This is a genomic window from Aeromonas sp. FDAARGOS 1405, assembly GCF_019048265.1.
GTDB classification, from domain to species: domain Bacteria; phylum Pseudomonadota; class Gammaproteobacteria; order Enterobacterales; family Aeromonadaceae; genus Aeromonas; species Aeromonas veronii_A.
This window is the reverse complement of record NZ_CP077311.1, coordinates 2,849,194-2,860,818: the sequence shown is the minus strand read 5'-3', so window position 1 is coordinate 2,860,818 and position 11,625 is coordinate 2,849,194. Positions and strand designations below refer to the sequence as shown.

Below are 11,625 nucleotides of genomic sequence, written 5' to 3'. Positions count from 1 at the left end.
CAGATGTGGTTCTGGGAAAAGTACACTACCCCGTGGAGCCTGTCGCAGGCAGGTATCCTCGGCATGAACAAGCGCAACCACTCCTATATCAGCCGCTACAATCCGCGCAGCCTCTATCCGCTGGTGGATGACAAGCTGCAAACCAAGCGTATCGCGCTGGATGCGGGCGTGACGGTGCCCGAGCTGATCGGCACCATACGAGCCCAGCACGACGTGGGTCGTATCACCGAGCTGGTGAAGGATTGGCCTGGCTTCTGTATCAAGCCGGCTCGAGGCTCGGGCGGCAAGGGGATCCTGGTGATCCTGCGCCAGGAAGAGGGTCTCTTCTACAAGCCCAACGGCAGCGCCAGCAACGGCCAGGATCTGGAGCGCCATGTCTCCAACATTCTTGCTGGACTCTATTCGCTGGGGGGCAAGCCGGACGTAGCGCTGGTCGAAGGCCTCATCAACTTCGATGACGTGTTCGACGGCTACTCCTTTGAAGGGGTGCCCGATGCCCGGGTGATCATCTTCAAGGGGTTCCCGGTGATGGCGATGATGCGTCTCTCAACCTCTGCCTCCGACGGCAAGGCAAACCTGCACCAGGGCGCCGTGGGAGTGGGTCTGTGCCTACGTACTGGCCGCGCGCTGCGGGCGGTGCAGTTTGGCAATCCGTTGCGACACCATCCTGATACAGGTCTCGACCTCTATGAGCTCAAGGTGCCCCACTGGGATACTCTGCTCACCCTCGCTGCCTCCTGTTACGAGATGTCGGGTCTGGGCTATATCGGTACCGACATGGTGCTGGACAAGTTCCGCGGCCCCATGCTGCTGGAGCTCAACGCCCGCCCAGGTCTGGCCATTCAAATCGCCAACGGTCGTGGCCTGGTGCCCAACCTCAAGACCATCGAGAAGCTGGGCCAAGTGAAGATGAGTGTGGCGCAGCGGGTCAGCTTTGCCAAAGAACACTTCGGTATCTTTGACGAGTAGTCCCGCCCCCCATGTCAAAAGCGCGCCAAAGGGCGCGCTTTTTTATGACTGCCGTTTATCGGCGCGCTGCCGGCAACGACAATCCTGCCGAGCAATGGGACAGAACCAGACAGCCAAACAACGGCCATAAAAAAACCGATGCCTGGGCATCGGTTTTTCACTATCCGGCACGCAGACCCGATTACAGGGAAGCGGCGTTCTCGGACAGATACTTGGCAACGCCATCCGGGGAGGCGGTCATGCCTTTCTTGCCTTTCTCCCACTGAGCCGGGCACACTTCGCCGTGCTCTTCATGGAATTGCAGGGCATCGACCATGCGAAGCATCTCGTCGATGTTGCGGCCCAGCGGCAGATCGTTGACCACCTGATGACGAACGACACCATTCTTGTCGATCAGGAAGGAACCACGGAACGCCACACCGGCTTCCGGATGTTCAACGTCATAGGCCTTGCAGATTTCGTGCTTGACGTCGGCGATCAGCGGGTACTTGACCTGACCGATACCACCATCTTCAACCTTGGTGTTACGCCATGCGTTGTGGGAGAACTGGGAATCGATGGAAACACCGATCACTTCCACGCCACGTTTCTGGAACTCTTCATAGCGGTGATCAAAAGCAATAAGCTCGGACGGGCAGACGAAAGTGAAATCGAGCGGATAGAAGAAGACAACAGCAGCTTTGCCTTTGATGTGGGATGACAGGTTGAATGAATCAACAATTTCGCCATTACCCAGAACGGCTGCGGCGGTAAAATCGGGTGCGGGACGGCCTACCAATACCATATTCAATTCCTCTTTAAGTGAAGTGAACAATCCAGTCAGGATTGGGCTACCAAGAGCCTAGTCCGTCTAAATCAAGCGACAAACTATAGACCCGGTGGTAGATTAGTTAAATCAAATTAAATAGATAGCATTAATCGGGTTTTCCTATGCAACGTTGGCCCAGCCTCAAACAGCTGCAATATCTGGTCGCTCTCGACGAGCACAAAAACTTCAATCGTGCCGCCAAAGCCTGTCATGTCAGCCAGTCGACCCTGAGTACCGGGATCCAGACGCTGGAAGAGATGATGAACCTGCAACTGGTGGAGCGAGATCACAAGAGCTTCATTATGACCCCGGTCGGCATGGAAATCGTCGAGCGAGCTCGCAATTTGCTCTCCGATGCGCGGGATCTGATGGAGCTAGGTCAACACCAGGGCGGTGTAATGCAGGGGACAGTGCGTCTGGGCTGTATTCCCACCATCGCCCCCTTCCTGCTCAGCAAGCTGCTGAAAGTGTGCAGCAAAACCTATCCTGACCTCGAATTGTTACTGCGGGAAGACACCACCAGCAATCTGCTCAAGCAGCTGGAACAGGGTCAGCTCGACTTGCTGATCCTCGCCCTGCCCATCGAGATAGGTGGATTTCACTGCAAGACCGTCGGCCAGGATCCGTTCCACATGGTGATGCCCGCCAGCATGGCGGCCGGTCTTCACACCCCGTTTGACTACAAGGAGCTGCCAAACCAGAGCATCTTCCTGCTGGAGCGGGAGCACTGCCTCACCGAGCACGCAGTGAGCGCTTGCCGTCTGCGGGACAAGAGCAAGATCAACCCGTTTGCCGCCACCAGCCTGCACACCTTGGTGCAGATGGTGGAAGCGGGTCTTGGCACCACCTTCCTGCCGCAAATGGCCATCGATGCCGGCATTCTTGCCAACTCCGATCTGGTGGCCATCCCGCTGCCGGGGGAAAAATCCTATCGCGAGATCGGTCTGGTCTGGCGCCCCAGCACCACCCGGGTGCAGACCTTCTACAAACTGGCCGAGCTGCTTAAACCGCTGATCAGCCACAACGAGTGACAACAAACGCCAACCCTCGGCTGGCGTTTTTCAGTGCCCCACCACATTTTTCCTCTCGGAGACTAGGTCTGGAGCCAGATCCCTGTTTATGATGGAAAAATTGTCGCGCCCCCTACCGCCAGAACGATTTGGCAGGATATGGCGCTCGATAAATGTCTCGTTTGGTAGACCCGTCCGTGGAGAGAGCCCGATGTATCGCAAGCTGCTGCTATCCCTGCTGACCCTGCTGCTGGCCGCCTGCTCCAGCACACCAGAGCCACCGCCGCCCCGCCAGCAGAGCAGTGCCTTTGACGGTTTCTACCAGCAGTGGCGTGGCGTCCCCTACCGGATGGGCGGCACCAACCGTGCCGGACTCGACTGCTCCGCATTCACACAGCTCGCATACAATCAGGTGCTGGGGGTCAATTTGCCAAGAACCACCGAATCCCAGGCCAGTATCGGTAAACCAGTCGATCGCTACCGGCTGCAACACGGGGATCTGGTCTTCTTCAAAACCGGCTGGCAGCAGTACCATGTGGGGGTCTATACCGGTGCCGGCGAGTTTATCCACGCCTCCACGAGCAAGGGAGTAATCCGTTCGAGACTCGACAACGTCTACTGGAACAGCCGCTATTGGCAAGCACGTCGGGTAACCCAGTAAAGGGGTTCAAACACCTGTCCGTTATACTGCTGGACTCCGTCAATCCCTGTCGCCAGGTCGAGATAATCCCCTGCACTGAAAACTCAATTGGCCCCAAAACCTGCCTTTCATACCATTTTGTGGTAAGGTGGTGGCCACTTTTTAGCACTTTCGCGCTTTTCTCATACGCTATCTGTCCTGATTGACAATAAGCGAAGCGGCGAAAGTGGCTGTGACAACACTGCCGGACGAGTGGCCCACAGCAGCAATATCAAGGGCTAAATAGATAAGGAGATCGTGCAATGAAACAGTATCAAAACTGGCTGGGACAATACCTGATGAGTCGCCGTGACGGCGACCATGCCATGGCGTGCGAGATGGCGAGTTCCATCTGCGAGTTCTGGCAGCAACAGGGAGATGAAACCGAACTGGACAAGTGGCAACAGATTTACCAGAACCATCTGGAAAAGACCACCTGATCCCGACCGTCACCTTGCTGCCAGCCATCTGTTGGCAGCAAGGCCGCCCCCCTATTGCTTCGCGCATAGCCAGCTCCCGCATAACGCCCTTTTGCATCCCCCCTCGACCATTTCTTGAGTCCATGACACAGCTCATCCAGAACCAAGTGTCGAGCTCGTCGATGCAATCGGACACAACAGGGTTACCTACCCTGTTTCCCCGAGTTTCATCCAAACCAAGCGTGCCCTCACGGCGAGTTTTCTGTTGTGGGAACAAGGGGATGGAGCCGCTCCATTACAATCCGTGGCGACAATTTCCCCAAGTTGGTCAGTTTGTGCTAAAATGGCGCTCATTTTTTGACATCTCGCGTCATGTTCGCCGCCAGATTGCCCATCAGGCTCTCTGCCCGGGTCGTGACTTTGCACCATCATGCCTGAGGATGTTCCCCCCAAGATGAGCCGTCAGGCTCCCGTCAAGGTGGGCCCCCTCAAGGGCACATGAGATAAGGAGATCGGGTAATGAAACAATATCAAAGCTGGCTGGGAGATTATCTGATGAGTCGACGTGACGGAGATCACGCGATGGCTTCGGAACTTGCCAACACCATCTGCGCCTTCTGGAAGGCCCGGGGTGATGAAGCAGAAACCAGCAAATGGCAGCAACGCTATCAGCAACACGTAGAGCAGGCGCAATAAGCCCCTGCACTCTTTCGCGATAAAAAAACCGGCGCACATGGCGCCGGTTTTGCGTTTCTGGCAAGCAGCAGATTACATCTGGTCGATCATGTCCTGAGCAAACTGGGAGCAGGAACGCAGGGTGGCCCCTTCCATCAGACGCTCGAAGTCATAGGTGACGGTCTTGTTGCGGATCGCAGCTTCCATCCCCTTGATGATGAGATCGGCCGCTTCAACCCAGCCCATGTGGCGCAGCATCATCTCGGCGGAGAGGATCAGGGAGCCCGGGTTGACCTTGTCCTGACCGGCATATTTCGGTGCAGTACCGTGAGTTGCCTCGAACAGGGCCACGCCGTCGCCGATGTTGGCACCCGGTGCGATGCCGATACCGCCTACCTGAGCAGCCAGCGCATCGGAGATGTAGTCACCGTTGAGGTTCATACAGGCGATGACGTCATACTCGGCCGGACGCAGCAGGATCTGCTGCAGGAAGGCGTCGGCGATGACATCCTTGATGACGATGGTTTTGCCGGTTTTCGGGTTCTTGAAGGAGCACCAGGGGCCGCCGTCGATCAGCTGGGCACCGTACTCGTTCTGGGCCAGAGCATAGCCCCAATCCTTGAAGGCACCTTCGGTGAACTTCATGATGTTGCCCTTGTGCACCAGGGTCACTGAGTCGCGATCGTTATCGATGGCATACTCGATAGCGGCACGTACCAGACGCTCGGTACCGGCTTTGGACATCGGCTTGATGCCGATCCCGCAGGACTCCGGGAAGCGAATTTTCTTCACGCCCATCTCGTTTTGCAGGAAGGCGATCACCTTGTTCGCTTCGGCGCTGTCAGCCTTCCACTCGATACCGGCGTAGATGTCTTCGGCGTTTTCGCGGAAGATCACCATGTCGGTCAGATCAGGACGCTTCACCGGACTCGGGGTGCCATCGTAGTAACGTACCGGGCGCAGGCAGATGTAGAGATCCAGCTCCTGACGCAGGGCCACGTTGAGAGAGCGGATACCGCCGCCGACCGGCGTGGTCAGCGGGCCCTTGATGGCCACGCAGTATTCGCGAATGAAATCCAGGGTTTCGGCCGGCAGCCAGGCACCTTCACCATAAACATGAGTCGATTTCTCGCCGGTGTAGATCTCCATCCAGGCGATCTTGCGCTCGCCCTTGTAGGCTTTCTCGACCGCAGCATTCACCACATTCAACATGGCTGGGGTCACGTCAACACCGATGCCATCCCCTTCGATAAACGGAATGATCGGATGGTTGGGAACCTGCAGCTTGCCGTTAGCATCGACTGTGATTTTCTGGCCCTGGGTCGGGATAACTACTTTGCTTTCCATCGGCATCTCCTAACTTCCGTTTGTTATCAACTTGTTTGTTGCGCGCGGCCATCTTAGCCCATTCATTTTCATAATAAAACGACAAGAAAGCATGTCAGACCAAAGAGGTAGCCACCCGCCAGTGCGCCGTCACAACGCCTTGCCGACCCCGCCCCGTTATGCCTCCAGCTCGCTGGCCGTCGCCTGCGGCTGACTCAGGGAACGGTACTGGGAAGGGGTCAAGCCGGTCTTCTGTTTGAACACACGGCAGAAGTAGTTCACGTCGGTAAACCCGCAGCGATTGGCGACCTCTTCGAGACGGAAGCGATACTTTTTCAGCATGAACTTGGCCCGCTCCAGCCGCACCCAGCTGATGTAGTCCGCCAGCCGCATGTGCCCCTGCTGGCGGAACAGACGTGAGAGGTGGCTGGGGGAGAGATTGAAGCGGGCGGCGATGCATTCGCGACTGATGGGGCGGTGGAAATTTTCCTGAATGTAGATGCAGATGCCGTGAAAAAGATCGGAGCCACGAGGACGACCGCTCTCCGACTCCACCAGCAACTGCCGTGAATAACTTAGCAGCGCCTGCAGCAGGTGATTGTCCATCGGTGCCCTTATCGGCTCCTGCGCAAGGGTGTTGAGGGAGAGCAGGATATGATCGAGCGCCCGTCCGGCACCGGCCTGAATACTGTGCTTCTGCACATCGAAGAAGCCGGTGTCTCCCTTGTGCTTGCTCACCAGACTGAACCCTATCTGACGCTTGCCGAACAACAGGCTGAGCACGGAACAGTCATTGTCCCAATCCGGCTTGTTCCAGCCGTTGGGGGGAATGTACATCGCCTCCCGCGGCCCCATCTGTACCGACTGCACATCCCCTTCCGGGGACCAGATCTGGTTGAGATAGTGGCCACTGAATACCAGCTCGAGACGCGGAAAATTGACCTGATAACTGAAGCAGGGAGGCACCCCTTTGTCAGAGGCAAACAACACCTTCTCAAAGCCTCCCCCCTCACTTAGAAAGCCGTCCAACAGCTGGGTAAAGATGATACTCATGAATGATCCTGATCAAGATGCAGAGAGCAACCGATTGCGGTGCGCTGCCCCTGCCATGCTATAGTCCGCGCCAGACTGAAATTCCCAAAAAATCGTTCTGATACAAGGAGCCATCCATGAGCTACCCGCCGTTTTTTCTAATGTGCAACCCGATCCAGGATTATGTCTGGGGCAGTCGTGACTCCCTGACCACGCTGTTTGGCATCAAAAATCCCGAAGGCAAACCACAAGCTGAACTGTGGATGGGCGCTCACCCCAATGGCTGCTCCGAAGTGACCCTGGCAGGCGAGACCGTGAAGCTTTCCAGCCTGATTGACGCCAACCCCGTCGCCATGCTGGGCGAAGCTACCCAGGCTCGTTTCGGCTCACTCCCCTTCCTGTTCAAGGTGCTCTGCGCCGAGCAAGCCCTCTCCATTCAGGTACACCCGAGCAAGGCACAGGCCGAAGCCGGTTTTGCCAAAGAAGAAGCCGCAGGCATCGATATCAAGGCGAGCAACCGCAACTACAAGGATCCGAACCACAAGCCGGAGCTGGTCTTTGCCCTCACCCGCTATCAGGCGATGAACGGCTTTCGCGCCATCCCGGCCATCCTGGCCCTGTTCGATCGCATGGCGCTGCCCGCACTGGTCGACCTGACCGCGGCGCTTCGCCAGTCACAGGATGAAGCTGGCCTGCAGCACTTCTTCCACCAGTTGCTGATCCTCAGCGGTGATCGCAAGGACGAGGCGCTGGCTGGCCTGCTGGCCTATGCCGCCGCCCATCAGGATGAAGAGACTTTCGCCACCATCAGCAAGCTGGCCAACCAGTACCCGGGGGATGTGGGGCTCTTCTCGCCGTTGCTGCTCAACGTGGTAACACTTGAGCCGGGTCAGGCGATGTTCCTCGACGCCCAGACCCCCCACGCCTACATCCACGGCACTGGCCTCGAGATCATGGCCAACTCCGACAACGTGCTGCGTGCCGGTCTGACCCCCAAATACATGGATGTGCCGGAGCTGCTGGCCTGCACCCGCTGTGTCGCCAAACCGGACGACCAGATCCTGCTCACCCCTCGCATGGAAGGCACAGTACAGCACTTCGACGTGCCGGTACCGGATTTCACCTTCAGCGTATATGGCGCAGGCGAACATGCCCTCACCACCGGCAATGCCGAGATCCTGTTCGCCATCGATGGGCCCATCACCCTCATTGGCCAGGATGGCGAGCGTCTGACACTGACCATAGGGCAATCTGCATTTGTACCCGCCAGCACCAGCGATTATCGCGTGACGGCTGAAGGGCGTTTTGCCCGCGCCAGCAACCGCTGATCCTGGTGGGCCATCGGCTCATCACCCTCTGTTCAAAGGGCCCAGCAGGGCCCTTTTTTTCAGCTCATCTGACCATGTGGAGCCCGGTACGACTCACAAAATCGGTCATTTAACTCAACATCGAAGAATAACACGCTGACTTATAATGATTAATATCATTTAGCCTCCCTGGTCACGCCACCCTGCAGTTATGCGAGCCAGCTCACACCCTTCCCCACACGTCATAAAAATCCAGTTAATGCCATTTTTTTCCTCTGTCCCAGGATATTAATCAACGAAATAATAGAAACCGTTAATTTACAGGCAGCAGGAAAAACATTTAAGAGCATTTATATATTCCAGATGTAACACAGCTCAGCCACTTATTTCATAAGTGTAAGGGGCGATTTTTTAAATCAGGCTCTGGGTGCCTGTTATTTTTCTGCGCATTTATTTTTCCGCCTGTATGGCCAGATCGTTTTCACGATCCATTTTATCTGGCTGATATTCCCCCCGTCACCCTCTATATCCAGTGACAGTCGGGGTAATACATGCAGATGGCTCTCTCATCCGGCAGATATTCATTGGCTGGCCCGGCGTTCTGCATTATCTGTTTTTATACGTTCGATACCCTACTTTCATTAACCTGTGGCGACAAATATGAAACTGAAACGTTCCCTGCTCGCGTGTGCCGTACTGGCTGGCCTGGTTGGTATATCCGGTTGTCAAAATGACTCGGATACCGCTGTCGATAACAATAAAGAGACTAACGTCTCCCGTTACGTCAATCCATTCATCGGCACAGGTAATTTAGGCAACACCTATCCCGGCGCCACGACCCCGCATGGCATGGTGCAGCTGTCGCCCAATAATGGGGCCAATGGCTGGGAATATATCTCCGGCTATTACTACCACGACAACCGCCTCGCCGGGTTTTCCCACACTCACCTCTCGGGGGCCGGAGCTGGAGATCTCAACGATATTCTGGTGATGCCGATCAACTCACGCTCCAATTTCATGCTGAACGAGGGGTCGGCCTCACTGAATCTGGAGGCCTCCCGCTACAGCCACAAGGATGAAGAGGCAACGGCGGGCTACTACAAGGTCAATCTGAAGGATTACGGGATCAAGGCCGAGCTGACCGCCTCGGATCGGGTGGGGGTTCATCGCTACACCTTCCCGCAAGATAAAAAATCGGAAATCGTGGTCAACCTCGGCTTCAAGGTCAACTGGGACTACACCTCCGACTCCTATCTGAAATGGGACAAAACCCACAACCGGATCGAGGGCCATCGCTTCTCTGACGGCTGGGCCCCCAGCCAGAAAGAGTTCTTCGTGATGGAGTTCGACCAGCCCATCAAAAACATCCGCTTCGCCTACTTTGACAAAGACCAGAACCGCTATCTGGACCTGCCGGAAGGCACCACCGAGATCGGCAACGAGACCCGTGGCAAATATCAGTACGCGCGTGCCTATGTGGAATTTGATACCGCGGCGGCGGGCTTGGTCGTCGAGGCCAAGGTAGCCCTCTCCAACGTCGAGATCGGCCGGGATGGCAACGCTGGCGCCTCACTCAACATGACCGAAGTGGCCAATATGTCGTTTGACGATGTCCGGCAGGCTGCGACCCAAAAATGGGAAAAGGAGCTGGGCAAGATCCGGGTCAGTGGGGATGAGGAGTACAAACAGACCTTCTATACCGCGCTCTACCACACCTATCTGGGCCAGACCATTCACTCCGATCTGGACGGACGCTACCGCCAGGTGCATCAGGGGCGCAACGCCTATCCGGATGGCAACACACCGTGGGGCGAGCAGATCGATACCCTCAAGGAGTCGGTTCGCACCGCCGATGCCAACCGGGATGGCAAAGCGGACTTTACCCGTTACGACACCTTCTCCCTGTGGGACACCTACCGCGCAGTACAACCCCTCTCGTCACTGCTGGAGCCGGATCGCCTCGCCGATGTGGTGCTCTCCATGCTCTCCTACGCCGAGGAGGAGTGGATGGACGATCTGGGCAACCTGCGCAAGGGCAGATTGCCGGAGTGGACCTTCAAGGGTAACGAGACCGGCATGATGATGGGGATGCACTCCACGCCGGTGATCCACGACGTACTCTCCAAAGGCTCGCTGGACAGACGGATGATCGCGCTGGGCTTCAGCGATGCGGAACGTCAGGAGATCAAGGAGCGACTGGTGACCGCCATGATCACCGACGCCCGCGCAGCCACCAGCCAGGGGGTCGCCTGGATCAAGGAGTACGAGCAGCAAGGCTATGTACCTGCCCAGTTGCATGACACACCGCCGGGCAATGACTGGGAATCTCACTCCCCCTTCAAGGATGCCTGGACCTCATCCTACTCGCTGGAGTACTCCATGAATGACTGGGCGATCGCCCAATCGATCAAGGCAGTATTTGGCGAAAGTGACCCCCGCTATCAGGAGTTTGCCGATCGATCCAAGAACTGGCAGGCGCAGTTTGACTTTGGCGGCAAGCAGTACAAGGGGTGGTTCAAGGCCCGCGACTACGCTGGCAAGTTCATTGATGCCGGTTGGGTAGACCCGAAAACCGGCCGGGCAGTGGGCAAGGATTGGCGCCCCGACATGTTCAACTGGTCATTCGCCGAGTCCAACGGCTGGCAATACGCCTTCAGCGTTCAACATGACATTCATGGCCTGGTCGATCTGATGACCCGCTTCGACCAGACCCAGAATCCTCAGGCCAAACGGGGCGAACTGTTTGCCAAACGGCTGGACGAGTATTGGAGTACCTATCCGGATCGCAACGCTGGCGACAACCAGTTCCCGGTATTCAACACCGGCAACGTGGGACAGCATGTGCAGGGCAACGAGCCCGATATCCATGTGCCCTACCTCTACAACTACGTAGGACAGCCCTGGAAGGGACAGGCCGCCATCGTGGCAGCCACCAACGTCTGCTACAAGAACACCCCTGACGGCATCTGTGGCAACGATGACTTTGGCACCCTCTCTGCCTGGTTCGTGTTCCGGGCGCTGGGCTTCTTCCCGGTCAATGCCTCCTCCGGCATCTACGAGATTGGCACCCCCATGTTCGAAACCGCCTCGCTCGATGTGGGTGCGGGCAAACAGTTCACCGTCACGGCCCAGAATGTCAGCCGCGACAACATCTACATCCAGTCCGCTCGCCTCAATGGCAGCGAGTTCAATCGCAGCTACCTCACCCATGAGGAAATCCTCAGTGGCGGCAAGCTTGAATTCGTGATGGGCGATAGCCCCAACCAGAATTGGGGCAGCCAGCCGGAAGATCTGCCGCCCGCGCAAGGTATCGGCACCTTCCTGCACGAAGGCGACCTGCCTGCCGGTTCCCGTTAATCACCTGTTCGGGGGAGGACTTCCTCCCCCATCACCACTCAAA

At 56.9% G+C, this 11,625-nt stretch carries 10 protein-coding genes; 7 read left to right on the top strand and 3 right to left on the bottom strand.

The window, feature by feature from the left end:
• Window positions 1-3 precede the first annotated feature (3 nt).
• Window positions 4-969, top strand: a complete 966-nt coding sequence (locus I6L35_RS13365; protein WP_216978436.1) for an alpha-L-glutamate ligase-like protein — start codon at window positions 4-6, stop codon at window positions 967-969.
• A 181-nt stretch (window positions 970-1,150) separates the two neighbouring features.
• Here the strand turns inward: I6L35_RS13365 and I6L35_RS13360 are convergent, their stop codons facing one another.
• Entirely contained in the window at window positions 1,151-1,753 is a 603-nt protein-coding gene (locus tag I6L35_RS13360; RefSeq protein WP_216978435.1) for a peroxiredoxin C, read from the bottom strand.
• 146 nt (window positions 1,754-1,899) lie between these two features.
• Between I6L35_RS13360 and I6L35_RS13355 the strand changes: the two genes are divergently transcribed.
• The 4 genes from I6L35_RS13355 to I6L35_RS13340 all read left to right on the top strand — a co-directional run bounded on the left by I6L35_RS13355 (window position 1,900) and on the right by I6L35_RS13340 (window position 4,581).
• Window positions 1,900-2,808 carry a hydrogen peroxide-inducible genes activator gene (locus tag I6L35_RS13355; protein WP_216978434.1) on the top strand — a complete coding sequence of 303 codons (909 nt, stop codon included), beginning with the start codon at window positions 1,900-1,902 and terminating at the stop codon, window positions 2,806-2,808.
• 190 nt (window positions 2,809-2,998) lie between these two features.
• Window positions 2,999-3,448 carry a C40 family peptidase gene (locus I6L35_RS13350; RefSeq protein ID WP_216978433.1) on the top strand — a complete coding sequence of 150 codons (450 nt, stop codon included), beginning with the start codon at window positions 2,999-3,001 and terminating at the stop codon, window positions 3,446-3,448.
• Window positions 3,449-3,729: 281 nt separating this feature from the next.
• On the top strand, window positions 3,730-3,906 hold the full coding sequence (locus I6L35_RS13345) for a hypothetical protein (protein ID WP_005347176.1): 177 nt from the start codon (window positions 3,730-3,732) through the stop codon (window positions 3,904-3,906).
• A 498-nt stretch (window positions 3,907-4,404) separates the two neighbouring features.
• A complete protein-coding gene (locus tag I6L35_RS13340) occupies window positions 4,405-4,581 on the top strand; it encodes a hypothetical protein (protein ID WP_216978432.1) in 177 nt (58 codons plus the stop codon).
• A gap of 72 nt (window positions 4,582-4,653) precedes the next feature.
• Here I6L35_RS13340 and icd read toward each other — a convergent pair whose 3' ends face one another.
• Together icd and I6L35_RS13330 are read right to left on the bottom strand one after the other, a co-directional pair.
• Window positions 4,654-5,907 carry an NADP-dependent isocitrate dehydrogenase gene (icd, locus tag I6L35_RS13335; RefSeq protein WP_005347179.1) on the bottom strand — a complete coding sequence of 418 codons (1,254 nt, stop codon included), beginning with the start codon at window positions 5,905-5,907 and terminating at the stop codon, window positions 4,654-4,656.
• Window positions 5,908-6,063: 156 nt separating this feature from the next.
• Entirely contained in the window at window positions 6,064-6,939 is an 876-nt protein-coding gene (locus I6L35_RS13330; RefSeq protein WP_216978431.1) for an AraC family transcriptional regulator, read from the bottom strand.
• A 116-nt stretch (window positions 6,940-7,055) separates the two neighbouring features.
• On the opposite strand from I6L35_RS13330, the gene manA reads away from it, so the two are divergent.
• A complete protein-coding gene (gene manA / locus I6L35_RS13325; protein ID WP_201991827.1) occupies window positions 7,056-8,246 on the top strand; it encodes a mannose-6-phosphate isomerase, class I in 1,191 nt (396 codons plus the stop codon).
• A 639-nt stretch (window positions 8,247-8,885) separates the two neighbouring features.
• Window positions 8,886-11,582: a GH92 family glycosyl hydrolase gene (locus I6L35_RS13320; RefSeq protein WP_216978430.1), complete on the top strand. Its 2,697-nt coding sequence runs from the start codon at window positions 8,886-8,888 to the stop codon at window positions 11,580-11,582.
• The last annotated feature ends 43 nt before the right edge of the window (window positions 11,583-11,625 follow it).

Coding starts and splice junctions, on each gene's coding strand:
- I6L35_RS13365 (WP_216978436.1), top strand. CDS start 4: ATGTGGTTCTGGGAAAAGTACACTACCCCGTGGAGCCTGTCGCAGGCA.
- I6L35_RS13360 (WP_216978435.1), bottom strand. CDS start 1,753: ATGGTATTGGTAGGCCGTCCCGCACCCGATTTTACCGCCGCAGCCGTT.
- I6L35_RS13355 (WP_216978434.1), top strand. CDS start 1,900: ATGCAACGTTGGCCCAGCCTCAAACAGCTGCAATATCTGGTCGCTCTC.
- I6L35_RS13350 (WP_216978433.1), top strand. CDS start 2,999: ATGTATCGCAAGCTGCTGCTATCCCTGCTGACCCTGCTGCTGGCCGCC.
- I6L35_RS13345 (WP_005347176.1), top strand. CDS start 3,730: ATGAAACAGTATCAAAACTGGCTGGGACAATACCTGATGAGTCGCCGT.
- I6L35_RS13340 (WP_216978432.1), top strand. CDS start 4,405: ATGAAACAATATCAAAGCTGGCTGGGAGATTATCTGATGAGTCGACGT.
- icd (WP_005347179.1), bottom strand. CDS start 5,907: ATGGAAAGCAAAGTAGTTATCCCGACCCAGGGCCAGAAAATCACAGTC.
- I6L35_RS13330 (WP_216978431.1), bottom strand. CDS start 6,939: ATGAGTATCATCTTTACCCAGCTGTTGGACGGCTTTCTAAGTGAGGGG.
- manA (WP_201991827.1), top strand. CDS start 7,056: ATGAGCTACCCGCCGTTTTTTCTAATGTGCAACCCGATCCAGGATTAT.
- I6L35_RS13320 (WP_216978430.1), top strand. CDS start 8,886: ATGAAACTGAAACGTTCCCTGCTCGCGTGTGCCGTACTGGCTGGCCTG.